This window comes from Paraburkholderia sp. SIMBA_053 (assembly GCF_046534895.1).
GTDB classification, from domain to species: Bacteria; Pseudomonadota; Gammaproteobacteria; order Burkholderiales; family Burkholderiaceae; genus Paraburkholderia; species Paraburkholderia caledonica.
Map to the genome: position 1 here is coordinate 990,627 of NZ_JAWRXU010000002.1, position 17,698 is coordinate 1,008,324.

Sequence of the window (17,698 nt, forward strand, 5' to 3'; positions counted from 1 at the left end):
ACGTAGTGGCCGCGTAGGCGGCGTGCGGCCACTACCCGCGCTCCTATTTCGCCTTCCCCTCGGCGCCGTCCCCACGCCCCGCGGCAATCGGCTCGATCACGCTGAAGAGCAGCAGCAGGCATAACAGCGCGGTGCCGACCATGTAGAGAAACACGCTCGTCCAGCTGTACTTGTCGAGCAGAATACCGACGACCAGCGGCGCGCATGCGCCGCCAATCTGGCCCACGCAGTTCACGATACCGAAGGCTGCCGGATACGTGGACTTCGTCGCGAGTCCCATCGGATACGCGGAATAGCCTGCGAAGCCGATGCCGAGCATCAGGCCCGCCAGTATCAGCGCGACGCCGAGATACGCGACGCTGTCGGGCGCGTCGATTAGCAGAAGCATCATCAGCATGGTGCCAAGCGCGCCGAGCATCATCATCGGCTTGCGGCGGCCGCCCAGCACACGGTCGGAGATCACGCCGCCCAGCATGTTGCCGGCCACCGCACCAATGAATGGCGCCGATGCGAGGAAGCCCATTTTTACAGACGCAAAACCCTTGACGGTCACGAGATACGTCGGCATCCACGACATGAAGATGTTGCTGATCCCGATCATGCAACCGTAGCCGATCGCGACGCCCAGGATATTCCATGAACCGAACACCTGCCGGATCGTCTCGAGTTGAGCAACACGCCTTGTACGATTGAACGCATCCAGATACGGAATATGCGCGACCTCGTTGCGCCGCGATGCGTGCGCGCCGTGGGCCTGGCGCGGCGTATCGTCGGCGATGTAGCGTTGTTCGGCCTCGGAACAGAAACGGTTCTCGCTCGGCGAGTTCGTCACCGTGAACATCCAGACTATGGCGAGCAGAATGCCAGGCACCGCGAATACATAGAAGATTTCTCGCCATCCCCACAACTGGATCACGACGATGCAAACCGACGGCACGATCAGCGGACCGAGCTTCGACGCCGCAATCCAGAGTCCCGTCGCCGTGCCCTTCTCTTTTGCGGGGAACCAGCGGTTGATCACGTTCGTGCAGCCGATACCCAGCGGGCCTTCCGATAGACCCAGACCCACGCGGTATGCCTGCAACAGGAACACCGACGACGTAGTGCCCATGAGGCCGGTAAACACCGACGTAAGTATCATGAAGATCGAAAACAGAAAGCCGGTGGTCTTTTCGCTGAGCCGTTTATAAAGCAGCCCGACCGGTATCTGCACGAATCCGTACGCAAAAGAAAAGAGACTCACGATCAGTCCGGCCTGCGTATTCGTAATGCCGTATTCCTTCTTCAGGTACGGCAATGCAATGCCGAAATTGGCGCGATCGGCGCAGGCAATGGCCCAGATGCAGAAGATCAGCCCCATCACGATCCAACGGTGGCCGGTACGCTTCTCCCCGACCGGCTGCGCTTTCGCGCCCGCGACGACACCCTCCGCATTGTTCATACCGGTCCCCTCGCGATGTTGCGCGGGAAAGTGGGCGTAAAAGCAATGGGCGCGATACGGCGGCACGTTTTCACGTTTGTCTCCAATGTGCTTGAAACTTATTTCCCTTCCCTGCTGGGAAGTGGGTGAAGGAACGCTCCTTCTGACGGTTTTGATTCTGGCCGCCGTGCCATACGCCGTCCAATCTTTTCTCGCTATTGATTGATGCCGGAATTGAATCGATAGCGCTCGCCCTTCACGTGTCGATCCGTGGATCAACTGATAGCGTTTTGGGATTGGACGCGGCGAATGAAAAAGCCCATCATCCGCCGACATTGCGACTGGATGCGTGCGCCGGATACGGCGTCGCGACGACCGCCAACTACAACAAAGGAGCGCACGGAATGAAACCGAACATTCTGCAACTGAACCCGATTCTGATTCCCGCGATCAACGACACGCTCGCCTCGCTCTACACCGTGCATCGCCTCTTCGAACAGAGCGATAAGGACGCGTATATCCGCGAGCACGGGCAGTCGATTAGAGGCGTGATCACCGGCGGGCATACCGGCATCGCAAACGACATGATTCAACGGTTGCCCGCGTTGGAGGTGATTGCGGTGAACGGCGTGGGCACCGATGCGGTGGACCTCGAATTCGCGCGTTCGCGTGGCATTCCGGTCACGGCAACGTTCGGCGCCTTGACCGAAGATGTCGCCGACCTCGCCATCGGTTTGATGCTCGCGGTGTGCCGCGAGATCTGCGCGGGCAACGAGTTTGTCAAATCGGGCAACTGGCAGAAGAATCCGCATCCGGGCGCATTGCCGTTGTCGCACCGTCTGAGCGGAAAACGAGTAGGCATCGTCGGGATGGGTAAAGTCGGTCGCGCAATTGCACAACGCGCTGCTGCGTTCAATTGCCCCGTCACGTACACCGACTTGCGACGCATGGACGATGTCGCGTATCCGTTCGTTACCGACTTGCTGTCGCTCGCGCGCGGCTGCGATTTTCTGGTGCTGGCGGCCGCCGCCGACAAGGCGCAAGGCATCGTGAATGCTGCGGTACTCGACGCGTTGGGCAAGCACGGTTACCTGATCAACGTGGCGCGCGGCAAGCTGGTGGTCGAAAGCGATCTGGTCGACGCGTTGCGTGGCGGCGTGATCGCGGGCGCGGGTCTCGACGTGTTCGTCGACGAACCGAATGTGCCGTCCGCGCTCTTCGAGATGGACCGCGTCGTGCTGCAGGCGCATCGTGCAAGCGCCACGGTCGAATCGCGCACGGCGATGGGTGAAATGGTGCTCGCAAGTCTCGCGCAGGCACTCGCCGGGCAACGTCCCGAGGGCAGCCTCACGACCTGAAGCGGCGGCTGTTCTGCCATGCCCGGATCGAGTGAGAGCGCGCGCACCTATAATGACCGTCGACTTCCCCATTCATGTCGATACAAGAATGCTCGATCTCGGACAAGTGCGTTGCTTCGTTGCGGCGGCAACAGAACTGAACTTCAGGCGTGCGGCTGCGCTGCTGAACATGACGCAGCCGCCGCTCAGCAGACAGATCCAGTTACTCGAAGACAACCTGGGCGTCATGCTCTTCGAACGCATTGGCCGCACGGTCAAGCTGACGACGGAAGGCCGCGTCTTTCTCGCGGACGCCACGCGTCTGCTCAATCTCGCCGAGCAGGCGGAAAGCACGGTACGGCGCGCGAGCAAGGGCAAAACCGGGCGCGTGCGTCTTGGCTTCACCGGCGCGGCAGGTTATGAACTGATTCCCGAATTGCTGGTAGCGGCAGCTGACGTGCTGCCCGAAATCGACGTGGTATTGCTCGAACTGGTCTCGGCCGCGCAGATCGAAGCCTTTGCCGCGAACACGATCGATCTCGGCTTTCTCCGGCCTTTGCCATCCAGGCAGAAGCTCGAGTTCCTTCTCGTCGACGAAGAGCCGTTGATCGTCGCGCTGCCGAAGCGGCACATGTTGTGTCAATTCGAGCAGATTGCATTGAGGCAACTCGACGAGCAGCCGTTCATCATGCATTCGCCCACGCAAGGGAAGTACTTTCACGACCGCATCATGGGGATGCTCGCGACCGAAGGCGTGAATCTGAACATTGCGCAGTACATCGATCAGACGCCCACCATTCTGTCGCTCGTGCGCGCGGGGCTAGGCGTTGCGATTTTGCCCGCGTCGGCGCAGCGGTTCCATTACGACAATGTGGAATTCCGGTTCATTGCGCAGCATTCGATCCAGGCGGAGATGAGCATGGCCTGGCGAGCGGATCAGGACAATCCGGCCGTCATTGCTTTCCGGCTAATGGCGGCGGAGTACTTTGCGCGGAAGGCGCGAGGCTGATTTTCCGGTCCGGCATCCGCGCCTCCCAACGCATCACACGAAACGCAAAGACATCCGTCAATAAGCAAACTTCCGATAGTGCTCGGCACCCGGTGCGGTGTCCAGTTCCTCGACCCGCGGCATGTATCGCAACAACCGTTTGCCCCGCGCGCTCAACTGGTCGTAGACAGCCGCAGGTACGTCGATATGCACTTCGGGCCGAAAGTACCAGCTTCTGCTGTAGCCGATCACCACCATAGGACGCGGCACGTCGGTTTTGTTCGGTGTGCCGCGATGCAGCGCCCGCACGTCGCGGATCATTACATCGCCCAGCTTCATTGGAATCGCCTGCAATGGCACACGCCCTTCGCGCCATGCCTGCAACGCCTCCTCCGAGCGCATACGATGCGTGCCGAGCGTGGTTTCGAACGGACCGTTTTCCAGCGTGACATCGCATAACGGGAAGTTCACTGCCAGCTGGAACGAAGGCGTTTCGGGCTCGCCGTCGAACAACGCCGGCGTGTCGCGGTGCACGTCCTGATAGGCGGAGCCGTTGAGCGGCGTGTCGGTGGCGAGCTGGCACATGACAGGATCGTCGCCCGCCACGCGCTCGACTATCGCGAGCACGTCCGCATCGCAAAAGATGGTTTCGTCGGCAAACACGCCGGTAAACGGCAGCGTGATGTAGTGCCGGTTTTCGCCGCGCACGGCCGTCGCTTTCGATGCAAGCCGCTCGTCGAGCAACGGTTTGAAAGCCTCGGCCCATGCGCGAAGCTTTTCCGCCGGAAAATGGTTTCTCAATACGACCATTCCGTCGCGTTCGAACGCCGCGGCAAACTCGTCAAGCTGATCCTCTGAATAGCGTCCCACATTTGTCTCCGTGATTTTTTGTACGGACTTCAAATGTACCGCGTCGTCGACGCGCTGTCTTGAGCGTTGGAAAAATCGCACGGGGCGACATGAAACGCAACGACGAGGCCGTCGCGAGCGCAATGAAATCCAGTATGCTGGGCGCTTCAGCCGTCCGGCCCAGATGGATTTCACTCTTCGCCATGAACCTTTCCTTTGAAGTTCTCCAGGTACTCGACGCCGTCGATCGAACCGGCACGTTCGCGAGCGCTGCCGAAACGTTGCATAAGGTGCCTTCGTCGCTAACCTATCTCGTGCAGAAGCTCGAACTGGATCTTGGCGTCAAGCTGTTCGACCGCAGCGGCCGGCGCGCCACCCTCACGCATGCGGGACGCGTGGTCGTCGAGGAAGGCCGCCGGCTTCTCGCGGCGGCGGAAGACCTGGAATCCAAGGCGAAGCGCATTGAGCAAGGCTGGGAGTCCGATGTGTACGTGGCCGTCGACGAAATCATTCCGTTCGCGCTGCTGTGGGATCACGTCGACGAGTTTTACGGGCTGAAGCTCGACACTCGCCTGCATCTGTCCAAAGAAGTACTGGGCGGTTCCTGGGATGCGCTGCTCACACGCCGTGCCGATCTGATTGTCGGCGCCGCGGGCGATCCGCCGGCAATCCCGAATCTCATCGCAAAGCCTATCGGCTCGCTGCGGCACGTGTTCGTGGTGGCGCCGCAGCACCCGCTTGCGTCGTTGCCCGGGCCGCTTACGCTCGATGTTGTCGCACGGCATCGCGCGGTTGCGATCGGCGATACGTCGCGCGATCTCGCACCGCGCACCATTGCGCTTGCAGTCAATCAGGAAGTGCTGACCGTGCCCACGCTCGAAACGAAGCTCGCTGCGCAATTGCGCGGGCTCGCTGCGGGCACGATTCCCGAGTGCCTCGCGATCGACGCGCTCAGGCGCGGTGAACTCGTCCAGAAAGAAGTGCTCGGCATGCGTGACGTCACGCACTTTTATCTGGCGTGGCGCGACGACGAGACGGGTAAGGCACTGCGCTGGTGGGTCGATCGGCTGGACCAGCCGGATCTGATCGACAAAGCCGTGCAACAGCAGATGCAGCAGACGCAAGTGAACGCGTGACATGGCGAAAGCCATGCCACGCAGTGCGATCCAACCGCTCGGCGCAGGCTAGCGGCCTTCGCTGACTTTCTGCCGCGTACGCTTCGGCAGACGCGAGTTCAAATGCGGGCTCAGATGCGGATTGAGATGCGGATTGAGGTGCGGATTGAGATGCGGATCCAGACGCAGGTCCACATCGCCCTGCCTGTCCACGCGCGGCAACACGACCTGGGACGCAACTCTCGCGGCATCGAGCAGTTGTTGCGCGGCCGCGAAGTCCTCGAGATCGCGCCCCTGGCTTAGCCTCGCACACGCGGATTCGACGAGACGCACCGCATCGGCGGCGCGCCCTTGCGCCCACCACAACTGGCCGAGACTCGTCGCGGCGCGCAATTGCAACGAGCGGCAACCTTGCGCGAGCGATTCCTCCATCGCGGCGGTCAGGCACGCCTCGGCATCCGTGACGACATCGCCACCGGGCGGCGAGCCCGCCGCGCCGAGCAAAAGCAGCTCGCCGTACGCGCGCCGCAGTTCGACCACATACCAGTGATCGCCGCTTTCGTCGCACTGCGCCAAGGCTCGCGTCACCGCTGCGATTGCCTCGTCGCGTCGCCCGGCGCGCCCCAATGCAAGACCGTACCGCGCGACGAGCATCGCGCGTTGAGCACCGTACTCGAGTGAGTCGAGTTCGTCCAAGGCGGCGCGAAACGCATTCAGCCGCTCGGGGCTCACGTCGTCGAGCGAGCGCAGATACTCGTCGAAAGCGCGGGCGCATGCCTGCGATACACCGAGACCCGTACGAGCCGACACATCGCGCAGCAATGCAATTGCGTCTGCCGCGCGCTCGCGTTTGCCCGACAGCAGCGCAAGCGGGATCTCCGCTTCGACCAGCACGTAGCAGGTGACGATAGCCTGGTCTTGCGCGCACGCGCTCGCGACACAGGCTTCGGCCAGATCGAGCGCCTCGTCACGCGAGCCCTGAAACCACAGCAGACGCGCAAGCGTGGCGCGTCCCACCACGCCCTGATCGATCGACTGCCCGAGTGGCAAGCCGTGCTGGAGCGTGTCGGTGTGCTGGAGAAACCGTTCGAGTGACGCGCGCGCCTGTTGCTGGTCGCCCGCGTAGTGCGACGCGATGCCGAGGAGGCGCGAAGCAAGAATGTCGTTGCTTGCGTCGCCCGTCTGCGCCGCGAGTGAAGCGAATCGATGCGCGAACGCAAGCGCATTTCGCGCCGCGCCAGAAGACTGGCTCGCGTTCCACATACCCCACAACGCGCGCGCTTCGAATGCGTGGTCACCGAGCGCGATGGCCAGCGCCAGCACCTCGGCCCAGATCGCGAGCGTTTCGCGGTTCGGTCCATTCACGTAGACGAGCGCCGCACCGAGCGCGGCGAGCAGTTGCATGCGAACTCGCAGATGCCGCGTGGAGCCCGATCCGCCATGGGTTCGCGCAACGCTGTCGAGTGCGCGCCGCGCCCACGCGCAGCATTCGTCGACAAGCGACAGTTCGTACAGCAGCGCGACCACTTTGACCGCGAGTTTCTCTGCGAGCGCATCGTCGCCCTTCGATGAAAGCGCCCAGCCGAGCGCCGCGCGCAGATCGTCGAGCCATTCACGCATACGCGAATGCCAGCGGTCGGCGTCGGCCTCCTCGGAGCGTGCTTCGGCCGACATGTAGCGCTCCAGCAAGCCGGTGAAATAGCGCGCGTGATTGAGCGTGACGGCGCGCCGCTCGCCGTTGTCGTCGAGCTTTTGCAGTGCGTACGCGCGAGTGGTTTCGAGCAGCCGGTAGCTCGCCCGGCCGCGTTCCACGTTGGCGACGACCAGCGATTTTTCGACGAGGCCCGACAGCGCCGCAATCACCTCCTGCTCGCGCAAGCCGATGTCCGTCACGACGCTGATGGCCGCGTCCATCGAAAAGCTGTTGACGAAAATGCCGAGCCTGCGCAGCGTTGCGCGTTCCGCGTCGTCGAGCAGCCCGTGGCTCCAGTCGAGCGTGGCCTTCAACGTCTGATGCCGGGGCAGCGCCGTACGATTGCCGCCCGTGAGCATATTGAAGCGATCGTCGAGATGATCCGCGAGCGTTTCTATGCCGAGTATCGCCGCGCGGGCCGCCGCCAGTTCGATTGCGAGCGGTATGCCGTCAAGCCGGCGGCACACTGTGCCGGTCAGCTGGATGCTTCGCTCGTCGGACGACAAGCGCGCGTCCATTGCTCGGGCGCGCGACATGAATAGCTGCACGGCGCTGCACTGAAGCACGTGCTCACCTTGATCGTCGTGCGAAGGAACGTCGAGCGAGGCGACCCAATACAAATGCTCTTCGGTGACGCGCAGCGGCTCACGGCTCGTTGCGAGAACACGCACGCCAGGGCCTGCATTGAGCAGCGCCTCGGCGAGTTCCGCAGCGGGGCCGAGCACATGCTCGCAGTTATCGAGCACGCACAGCACGCGCCGTTCGCCCCATTCGCGGCTGACCCGCGTAAGCGTGAGCGGCCCGCTCGCCTTGCTCACGCCCACGCTCGCAGCGAACATCGCGAGTACGCTGTTTGCGTCCGACGTGGACGCCAGCGAGACCAGATAGACGCCGTCCGGGTATTGGTCGAGCAGAACTCGCGCGACTTCGACCGCGAGGCGTGTCTTGCCGATGCCGCCCGCGCCGAGAAGCGTGACATGCCGCGCCGACGCGAGCGTGCACGCGACGTCGCGCAGCGCCCCGTCGCGGCCGATCAGCGGCGAAAAACTCGCGGGTAGATTGTGTGGCACCTGACCGGCGGAACGAACCTGCCGGTCATCGGCTACTCGGGAATCGGGTTGATTGACGCCGTTGGCGGGCGGCAGCGGCGACTGCCTTGCGACGAGCCTGTAGCCCCTGCCCGACACGGTCTGGATGAGTCCGCGGCTTTCGCCGAGCACCTTGCGCAGCGCGGACATATGAACCTGAAGATTGTTCTCTTCAACGATGGTGTCGGGCCACACCTCTTTCAACATGTCGTTCTTCGACACGAGTTCGCCCTTCGCGGCGATCAGCACGGCCAGCATGTCGAATGCGCGGCTGCCGATGCGCACGGGTTGTCCGTCGAGAAGCAGTTCCCGACTGGCAAGGTCCACTTGAAGAGGTCCGATGCGAATCATGAGGCGGTATCCAGGACGCAACCGGTGGAGAAGCTGCCGGGCAACAGCGGCCCGGCGATGAGTCCCCGAAGTCTAGACCAACCGCAACTTCGCATGCGCGGAAAAAACTGAAGCTATCGTTCAAAATTTTTGTATTGAACCAGCGGATGCTGCAGGTCGACGACCGACGCCAGAATCATCGCGGCCGCGTTGACCGGGACTGCGCTGCGCACCCTCGGTTTGTAGATCAGATCGTTACGGCGGATCGTCGCTCCGCTCACCGCACAGCGTCCCTTTAGTCTCGCGCGGCAACTGATCCATACCTGGTCCGCGTAACGGCATAGCGTGGCGTCCTGCCAGAGGACCGCGATCGACGTCTCGGACAGACGCTCGATCACCTCGACCTGCCGGTGCAGCGACGGTTCATTGGCAGCCTCGCGCGTCAGCGGCGGTGCAAGATAGGCTTCGCCTTCCGCTTCGCCGCAATAGCCGGCAAGGAGCCGCTTGATCACGTGACTCCATACCGGCGCAAGGCTCTCCTCCTGCGTGGCCGCGTGATCGTCGTGCGCCAAGCGGCAAGCGTCATGATGCACGTCCGCTTCGTGCCTCGCTGCAGTCTTGCATTGCCTGGCCGGGGATTCGATGTGCATCGTGATTCTCCTCGAAAGTTGGCGCAGCGCTCATAACAGAAGTGGCTGGCAGCGTCGCCCGGCCACGTTGCGTCACTGAGCCGGCGCCGCTTCGTAATTGACCGGCACCCAGTCGTACGTGTTGCCGTTCTGCCTGATGTGCCCGAGGCCCGGAAAGGCGATATGCGCGGCGCCGATCAGATAGCGCTCGCTCGCAGCGAGTTCGAGCGCGCTGCGTCGCGAACGTTGGGCCGCGGCGGCATCGGTGTCGTATTCGACCGATGCCATCGGGTTCTGCAACTGGATCGCCGCCACATGCACGATGTCGCCCCACACGAGCAGGCGATGCGCGCCGCTTTGCACCAGATAGCCGGTGTGGCCGGGCGTGTGTCCATCGAGCGCGACGGCGCGAATGCCTGGGTCGAGCTCGACATCGCCCTGAAAAGGTTTGAAGCGGCCCGCCGCGATATACGGGGCGACGCTCGCACTGGCCGCGTCGAAGAAAGTGCTGAGAAAGGCCGGGGCTTTGGACTTGCTGGCCGGGTTCAACCAGTAGTCGGCTTCGGTCTGACTCACGCGCACGACGGCATGCGGAAAGGCCATCGCGCCGCTCGTCGCGATGCCTCCCACATGGTCCTTGTGCAGATGCGTCAGCAGCACCTCGTCGATCTGCTCGGGCCGATAGCCGGCCGCCCGCAGATTGGCGAGCAGCTTGCCGCAACAATCGCCATACAGCACGCCCGCGCCGGAGTCGACGAGAATCAGCTTCGAGCCTGTGTTGATCAGGAACGCGTTGATCGAGCCTTGCACCGGCGCCTGCAGGAAATCGCGATCCAGGTCGCGCGCGATCTCCGCCTTCGGAACATCTTGGATCACGGTATCGATTGGAAACGGATGCGTGCCGTCAAGCAGCGCCGTCACTTCGAAGCCGCCGAGCATGATCCGGTAAAAGCCCGGGCCCTGAGTCCTGACCTGAGGCGCGGCGCCATACGCCACGCCGCTCCACAGGCTCGTGACGACGCTCAATAGCAGCACGCAGCAGGCCGCCGCATGCAGGGTTGCGCTACGTTGAATCGACTTCATCGTCTGCTCCGTCAGGGGTTGGCCGCGAGCTTCGTGGACTGGCTCAGGTACGCATGAATCTGGGCGACGACGGCCGCGCCGTCGCCGACCGCGGCGGCGACACGTTTCGCGGAATCCGAGCGCACGTCGCCGACCGCGAACATGCCCGGCACGCTGGTTTCGAGCGGATAGTGCGCACTGGCCGCCGACGCGCCCTGCCCGCTTCTCGCCATGCCGGTCAGGAGAAAGCCGCGATTGTCTAGCTCGACGCCGCTTGCGGCGAGCCAATCTGTTTTGGGCTCCGCGCCGATAAAGAGAAAGAGATGCCGCGAAGCCAGGACTTCCTCTCCGCCGCTCGTTTCGTGACGCACGCGTAGATGCGTGAGCCCTGCTTCATCGCCTTCGAGCCCGCGCAGCGTGCAGCCCGTACACAACGACACATTCGGCAGCGAGCCGATGCGGTCGATCAGATACTTCGACATGCTCGTGTTGAGGTCCTGGCCGCGAATCAGCATGCGAATGCTGCGCGCGAAGTTCGCGAGAAACACCACGGCCTGGCCCGCCGAGTTGCCGCCTCCCATCAGCACGATGTCCTGGCCTTTGACGAGCTTCGCTTCGATGGTCGACGCCCAGTAATACGTGCCGCGCCCCTCGAAACGTTCGAAGCCCGGCACGGTCGGCTTGCGGTATGCGGCACCGCTCGCCACTACGACCGTGCGCGCGCTGATGCGCTGGCCGTCGACGAGCGTCAGCACGAACATCCCGTCTTGCCGCGTTACTTCGGTGACCTTGCCTGGAATCGCGAGGTGCGCGCCGAACTTCAGCGCCTGCTGGAACGCGCGCGCGGCGAGCGCCTGCCCGGAGATGCCGGTCGGAAAGCCCAGATAGTTTTCGATGCGCGAACTCGCGCCGGCCTGGCCGCCTGGCGCGCGCTGATCGAACACGGCCACCGAGAGCCCCTCGGTAGCTGCATAGACCGACGCCGCCAGTCCGGCCGGACCCGCGCCGACGATCGCGACGTCGTACCTGTGCGACTGCTCGAAGGTCGGCACGAGTCCGAGGCACGACGCGAGTTGCGCCTCGTCCGGCGCGCGCAGCACATGCCCGTTCGGGCAGAACACGAGCGGAAAGTCGCCGGGCCCGGTCGTCATGCCGCCGAGCAGGGTCACGGCTTCGGGATCGGAACGCGCGTCGATCACCGTCGCCGGATACGCATTGCGCCGCAGGAAGCCTTGCAATCCCACGAGGCGTGCGTCGTCGCCATTACCGACGATAATCGGCCCGAGCCCCTGCTCGATCAGTCCGAGCCGGCGCAGAATCAGCGCGCGCATGATGTGCTCGCCGAGTTGCGCATCGGCGACGATCAGCGCTCGCAGACGCTCGGGCTCGATCACGAGCGTCTCGACATCGGTCAGCGCGAGGCCGTCGATCAGCGCGGGCTTGCCGGAAAGCTGCGCCATCTCCGCCATGAAATGGCCGTCGTCGTGCTCGGTCACGAGCGTCGAGCGGCCGAAGCTGTCGCGCGAAAAGATCCGCACGCGGCCATGCAGCAACACGAAAAGCCCCAGCGCGACCTGCCCGGTCTCGAAGATCAGATCGCCTGCCTTGAAGTTCATCGGCCGCGCGAAGCGGCGCAGGCTTTGAATTTCCGCAGGCGACAGACGCGGGAACATCTGATGTTGCCGGTATTCGAGCGACGAATACGGGAACTCCAGCTCGGACGGTTGCGCCACATCGGGCGATAAACCGGAAGTGCTCATAACGATGACCTTTGTTTTCGTGACGGCCTCAATCGATCCGATATCGGCCGCTACCTACCTACCCGCTACCACCCGAACTTCAGTTCCGCGCCGATGTAGTCGGCGTTGCGCGCGCCGAGTTCGCGCAGCGACGGTCCCACCTGGAAATGCACGGCTTCGAGCGCCGCCGCGAGATTCGCGGTGACTGCCCAGTCGGCGCGCAACTGGGTATAGAAACCGGTCCAGCGCGAGCCGTGTCCCGCCGTGCCCGGCACGACCGCCGAGCCTTGCTGATAGACAGCGTCGGCGGTGGTCTCACGCCATTGCAGACCAACGCCGGCGAGCAGCGAGAGCTTGCTCGTCGGCTTGACGATCAGCGACGGCTTCACGTGAATCAGGTTCGTATAGCCGGTGTAACCCGCAAGCGCGAAGTAGTAGCCGTTCGGAAAGAGCGGATTGAAGGTGCCGACGCGGTCATCGCCAGGATGGGTGTCGCCGGAAGCCGCATCCACCTGAATACCGACGCGCGGTGTCCATGGCGTCGACGCGAACGTATACCCCGCGAGCGAGCCGACTGCCCACGCGCCGATCGTTTTCGCGCCGACATGCCCCGACTGATACATCGTCTCAATGTCCCAGTCGACGTGGTTCAGCGTGCCGGAATAGCGTGCATCGAATACATCGCGGTGTTCGTCGCCGGTCGCGTCGAGAAAACGCGCGTTGCTGCGGTTGTAGCGCGAGTAATACGCGGATACGTCGCCGGGACCGACCGCTTTGCGCTCGACGCGCACACCGCTGAACGTCAGATGCCGGTTCGACACGTCGTCGAAATCGCTGTTGTCGCGGTATTGCACCGGCTGCGTCGCATACGCGATCCAACGCCAGAGACCCGTCTCGTAGTCGGCCCAGATCGCGTCGAAGGCCTGGCGCACATTCGGGCCGTCGCGCACGGAGATGAAGCGCTGCAAGTCGAACGCCATCTCCTGACGGCCGAGCCGGAACTTCACGACGCCCGGGCCGAGCGGCTCGACGATAGCGACAAAAGCCTGGCGCAAGTCGAGCGGATTCTTGTCGACCGTTGTGACATTGTCCTTGCCGTACGGACGGGCGTCCTCGAACTGGGTGAAGATCTGCACGTGAGGACCGAGGTGCACGTCCGCATGCACTTCGAGGCGTTGCAGCAGATATGTATCGTCGTGCCCCGCGCCGAGACCGAAGAGCGGCGCGTCGTTCATTTCGAGCCGCTCGCGCAGCACGACGCCGAGCGACACGTACGCGTCGGGATTGCCGAACAGCGGAATGTACTTGAGCGAGTCGAACGGGCGCTTGGGTACGCAAGGATTTGCGAGCGCCGACCAATTTTCCTGCCAGCGGTTGAACATCACCGTGGGGCGCGCGCACGAGGTGCTTGCCGCCGGAGCGCTCACGGCCGCGGTGTCGTCGGCGCTGCCGAGCGCGGTGTCGGCTGCCATTGCCGGCAGTGACACTGTGAGGCCCGCCGTGAGCCCCACAGTCAGCCCTGCAGCGGTGAGCCGTGCGCTGAGGCTGGCCTTGAGGCTCGCTGCGGGCCGCTTGCCGAGCAGCCAAGCACCCAGCGCAGCGCCCCGCCCAAGCCGCGCTCGCGCGGCTCGCTCTGACGAACGCGGCCGACGCGGCCCCACTGTCAGCAGCGCTCTGATTGCGCGCGCTTTATCGGCCATCGTGCACTTCGGCGATATATCCGCCCGGGAATTCGAGCACTGCCGTCTTGCCCGTTGCGCTGTTATACGGCGCATAAACCACCTTCGCGCCAGCCGCCTGCGCGCGCTGCAGCGTCTGTGCAAGATCGTCGACACCATAGCCGGTCGTCTCGCGGCCAAACGGGAACGGCAGCTTGCCGTCGGTGACGAAGACCACCATGCGGCCAAAGCCCGAGGCGATGCGAATCTCGCGGATCGTTTCGCCGGGGCGGCCGATCACGCCGGCGTCGGCGCGCGGGTTGTCCGAGACGATCTTGCCGTGCGAAAAGTGCAGCCAGCGGCGCACGAAGTTGTTCGCCTCGTAGCGCGACACATACACGCGGTTATCCGGCACGCTCTGCAGCGGCGCATAGTTCGGCGCCTTCGTGTGCCAGTAGAGTTGCATTGTCAGACCGCCCGGCCACTGGATGATCGCGTCCTTGCCGATGGGGTCGTCGAAGCTGTCCACGAGCACATCCGCGCCCGCCGCGCGTGCGGCCTTCACCGCCTGATCGATGTTCGTAACCAGATAACCCGTGCGCTCATTGCCGAACGGATACGGAACCGGCGTTTCGAAGCCGAACACCGACAGCATGCCGACCGGCGTCTGTACATATTGCGACGCGGTCTTGCTGGGCGTCGGCGTGACGGTGAACACCGCGCGTGGCGACGCCTTGCCGCCGAACGTCGCGATAAAGCTGTTGACGAACGCGTCCAGATCCGCTGACGCAACATACACGTGCGTCGTGTCGTATTGCGGACCGACCGACACATCCGGCTGGCGCGCGGTGAGCGCGGTGTTGGCGGTCGCGACTTCGGGCGGGCCGGCATCGGCGTGAGCGGAGGTGAGCGGCGCGAGGCCGATGAGCAACGCGGCGGAAACGGCCGCGAGAGGACGAAAACGCTGAAGCAAATGGATCATGTGATCTACCTGATGATGTTGGAAGAATTCGAGTGCAATCCGGATCCGGCGGATACGGGTTGCACCTGGGAGCGGGCCAGCGGTTGAGCCAAGGCTTTGAGTCATGGCTTCAGATCAGAACCTGCGCCTCGACCTGCAATCAACCGCCCTGTTTCGTGGCGCCGGGTGCGCCCGGCTTTTGCGCGGAACTGTCAGGCATCGGCGCGGCAACCGGCAATGTCGACGAAGGCGATGCTGCCTCTACGGCCGCGCTCTGTGGAAAGAGCTGTGCCTTCACCACAGGTATCGCGTGTTCGCCGAGCACCATGCCGAGCAGGCCGGCGAGCGCGATCAGCGGCGGCGCCGGCGACTGCACCTTGAGCAGCCAGTAGAGAAGTCCGACGCCGAAGCCGACTCCCAGTGAAATGATGTAGCCCATGCCAATCTCCTATCGAGGCCGGGTCAGTTCGGCCATTCCGAACCGAGCACCAGCCCGCAAAAATTCAGACGCCGGTAATTCGGATCCCATCGGTCGAGCACGTCGGCGTTGACCGTGCCGAACGTCGTTTGCGGACGATGTTCCATGCCGCGCGCGTATTCCTCGAGAATCCGCTTCTTGAAACCCACTTCGCGCGGACACGCCTGCACGATTTCGTCACGCTCGTCGACGGCGTATTCGTCGTAGCGCGCACCGCGCACGTCCATCTGCACGCCCGCGGCGAGCAACGCGACGAGCGGCGCGAGATGCTCGGGAATGCCCGGCGTCGTGTGCAATGCAATCGCCATCCATACTTCGTCGATCGCGCTTGCCGCCGCCCGATGCTCGCGCATGAAATCGCGCGCGGCGTTCGCGCTATCCACTTCGTAGCGGCACGACGAACGCCGATGCGCGCTATTCAGGCCCACGTTGTGAAACATCGCGCCCACATAAAGCAGTTCCATGTCGAAAACCATGTTCTCGCGATAGCCAGTCAGCGCACCGAACAGAAACGCCCGCTGCGCGTGATGGAACATCAACGCAGACTCGGTCGCGCGAATCCGTTCGGTTGCCCCACGGGCCATCGCACTGTCGGGCATGTCGATGCCCGCAATGGTTTTCCTCATGTCACCTCCTCCATATGCCGATCGCCGGCGATCTGCGCGGGCCTCGTCGCCAGAGGGCCCTCGTTTGCGCACGATGCAGCGCATGGCGGCTCGGAACGGGCCGCCTTGCGATCCCATTCAGCGTACCGATTGCCGTCGATAAAAGCCTTGGCGCGACCTTAAAAAGCCTTAAGCGAAAGCTGAATTCGAATGGCCGCCGCCTCACAGTGCAAGCTCGTGAAAGCGCCGCACGCCATCGCGGATCCATTGCAGCAGCCCGCCGCTGCCCTCATCAGCGGTGGCCGATGTCGCAAGCAGCATCTTTTCGCTTTCGTGATGGACCGAGAGCAACCGGCACATTTCCCGCGCGACTTCGGGGCGCCGCGCGAGGATCGGAGTAAGCGCGCTTTTGTCGAGCCGGAACACCGTGGCGCGTGTGACCGCGCGCACGACTACCCCGGTTCTCACGCCGGCGAGTATTCCCGACTGGCCAACCGAGTCGCCTGGCGCGAGCCTGCGCAATTCGACCTCGCCGCCGTCTTTCTGCACGACGGCCTTGGCAACGCCGCGCGCGAGAATGTGCAGCTCATGCCCGCCTTCGTCGGCGGCGGTATAGATCGTGTCGTCGACATCGAACTCGTGCAGCGTCAGTTGACCGGCGAGCTCGGCGATCTCCGCGTCGTCGAGCGTCTGGAAGATCAGGACGTTGTGCAACAGCCGCTGCTTTTCGTCCGTGGGCTCACCCATGGGCTCCGCTACCGACAATGGCCGCAACACCACGCCGCGCGACAGCAGATGCCGGTGCGCGAGGTCATACAGGTCGTTGCGCACGCCGATCTTCTTGTTCCATGCGTCGACGTAGCAGACGATCTCGTACTCGATCGCGTCGTTGGTGGCGCGCTTCACGCTCACGAGCGGCTTCGGCTCGGCGAGCACCTCGGGCGAACTGGCGGCGGCGTGCATCAGCGCCTGCAGGACGGTCGCCGGACGAATCGACGGTTTCACCGGCAGCAGCACGCTTACGCCATGCGTATCCATCGGCTGGTTCGCATTGACGATGTTCGTGCGTGCCGCCACGCTGTTCGGGATCACGACGATGTTGCCCTGCCCGTTCAACAGGCTTGTCGCGCGCCAGTTGCTTTCCACCACCTTGCCTTCCACTTCGCCGATGGTGATCCAGTCGCCTATGCGGAACGGCTGCGTCGCGTTGAGCACCACCCCGGAAAACACATCGTTCAGCGTGCTCTGGATCGCGAGACCCAGCACCACCGCAACCGCTCCCGAAGTCGCGAGCAGCCCGCGCACCGGCAACTGCAACACGAACGCGATCGCGCCGACCGTGGCGGCCAGAAACACGAGAGCACCGAGCACGTCCTGAAACAGACGCTCCTTGTGCCAGGTCTCGGGCAGCACCATTCGATCGAGCACGACGGTCACGAGCCGCGCTCCCTGCAGCCACCAGATCACTTCGAGAATCTGCGCGAGCAGATGGCGCACGGGCTCCGCGCCCCACGGCGCCTCGCGCAGCGGATTCATGCCGTGCGTGAAGAGCACATAGCTCGACAGGCCAAACATGATCACGCGCAACGCGAGCCGCGCGTTCGCGTTGCGGCGGCCCATGAAGCGCCAAGCGAGGAAGTCGAGAACCAGAATACCGAGCCCATAGAGCACGCCATCGGTCAGAGTCGGCATAGTGATTCCCGCTTACGGCAAGGCACGATGAAGATCAGGCAAGTAGAGCAGCGC

General features: G+C 63.6%; 14 protein-coding genes. 3 read left to right on the plus strand and 11 right to left on the minus strand.

From position 1 onward, the window contains the following. Positions 1-43: 43 nt before the first annotated feature. Positions 44-1,441, minus strand: a complete 1,398-nt coding sequence (locus SB753_RS10960; RefSeq protein ID WP_410800178.1) for an MFS transporter — start codon at positions 1,439-1,441, stop codon at positions 44-46. 383 nt (positions 1,442-1,824) lie between these two features. Here SB753_RS10960 and SB753_RS10965 point away from each other — a divergent pair, with 383 nt between their 5' ends. Together SB753_RS10965 and SB753_RS10970 are read left to right on the plus strand one after the other, a co-directional pair. Next, positions 1,825-2,778, plus strand: coding sequence for a 2-hydroxyacid dehydrogenase (locus SB753_RS10965; protein ID WP_410800179.1), 954 nt, complete (start codon positions 1,825-1,827; stop codon positions 2,776-2,778). An 88-nt stretch (positions 2,779-2,866) separates the two neighbouring features. Next, entirely contained in the window at positions 2,867-3,766 is a 900-nt protein-coding gene (locus SB753_RS10970) for a LysR family transcriptional regulator (RefSeq protein ID WP_408128806.1), read from the plus strand. A 57-nt stretch (positions 3,767-3,823) separates the two neighbouring features. Here the strand turns inward: SB753_RS10970 and SB753_RS10975 are convergent, their stop codons facing one another. Then, positions 3,824-4,615 carry a phytanoyl-CoA dioxygenase family protein gene (locus SB753_RS10975; protein ID WP_410800180.1) on the minus strand — a complete coding sequence of 264 codons (792 nt, stop codon included), beginning with the start codon at positions 4,613-4,615 and terminating at the stop codon, positions 3,824-3,826. A 182-nt stretch (positions 4,616-4,797) separates the two neighbouring features. Here SB753_RS10975 and SB753_RS10980 point away from each other — a divergent pair, with 182 nt between their 5' ends. Next, positions 4,798-5,730, plus strand: a complete 933-nt coding sequence (locus SB753_RS10980) for a LysR family transcriptional regulator (protein ID WP_087754727.1) — start codon at positions 4,798-4,800, stop codon at positions 5,728-5,730. Between the two features lie 48 nt (positions 5,731-5,778). Here SB753_RS10980 and SB753_RS10985 read toward each other — a convergent pair whose 3' ends face one another. The 9 genes from SB753_RS10985 to SB753_RS11025 all read right to left on the minus strand — a co-directional run bounded on the left by SB753_RS10985 (position 5,779) and on the right by SB753_RS11025 (position 17,644). Continuing rightward, positions 5,779-8,841, minus strand: a complete 3,063-nt coding sequence (locus SB753_RS10985; RefSeq protein WP_410800181.1) for a winged helix-turn-helix domain-containing protein — start codon at positions 8,839-8,841, stop codon at positions 5,779-5,781. 113 nt (positions 8,842-8,954) lie between these two features. Next, positions 8,955-9,470: a DUF3331 domain-containing protein gene (locus SB753_RS10990; RefSeq protein WP_410800182.1), complete on the minus strand. Its 516-nt coding sequence runs from the start codon at positions 9,468-9,470 to the stop codon at positions 8,955-8,957. A gap of 72 nt (positions 9,471-9,542) precedes the next feature. Then, a complete protein-coding gene (locus SB753_RS10995; protein WP_410800183.1) occupies positions 9,543-10,532 on the minus strand; it encodes an MBL fold metallo-hydrolase in 990 nt (329 codons plus the stop codon). An 11-nt stretch (positions 10,533-10,543) separates the two neighbouring features. Continuing rightward, positions 10,544-12,271, minus strand: a complete 1,728-nt coding sequence (locus tag SB753_RS11000) for an FAD-dependent oxidoreductase (RefSeq protein ID WP_410800184.1) — start codon at positions 12,269-12,271, stop codon at positions 10,544-10,546. Between the two features lie 65 nt (positions 12,272-12,336). Beyond that, positions 12,337-13,950, minus strand: coding sequence for an alginate export family protein (locus SB753_RS11005; protein WP_410800185.1), 1,614 nt, complete (start codon positions 13,948-13,950; stop codon positions 12,337-12,339). Continuing rightward, complete coding sequence (locus SB753_RS11010) at positions 13,940-14,890, minus strand: VOC family protein (protein WP_410800186.1); 951 nt, start codon at positions 14,888-14,890, stop codon at positions 13,940-13,942. Before SB753_RS11010 ends, SB753_RS11005 begins: the two co-directional genes overlap by 11 nt. A gap of 139 nt (positions 14,891-15,029) precedes the next feature. Next, positions 15,030-15,308 (minus strand): DUF1427 family protein, encoded by a 279-nt coding sequence (locus tag SB753_RS11015; RefSeq protein ID WP_408194292.1) that lies wholly within the window; start codon positions 15,306-15,308, stop codon positions 15,030-15,032. Positions 15,309-15,331: 23 nt separating this feature from the next. After that, positions 15,332-15,973, minus strand: coding sequence for a phosphohydrolase (locus SB753_RS11020; RefSeq protein ID WP_410800187.1), 642 nt, complete (start codon positions 15,971-15,973; stop codon positions 15,332-15,334). Positions 15,974-16,174: 201 nt separating this feature from the next. After that, a complete protein-coding gene (locus SB753_RS11025) occupies positions 16,175-17,644 on the minus strand; it encodes a mechanosensitive ion channel domain-containing protein (RefSeq protein ID WP_410800188.1) in 1,470 nt (489 codons plus the stop codon). Between the last annotated feature and the right edge of the window lie 54 nt (positions 17,645-17,698).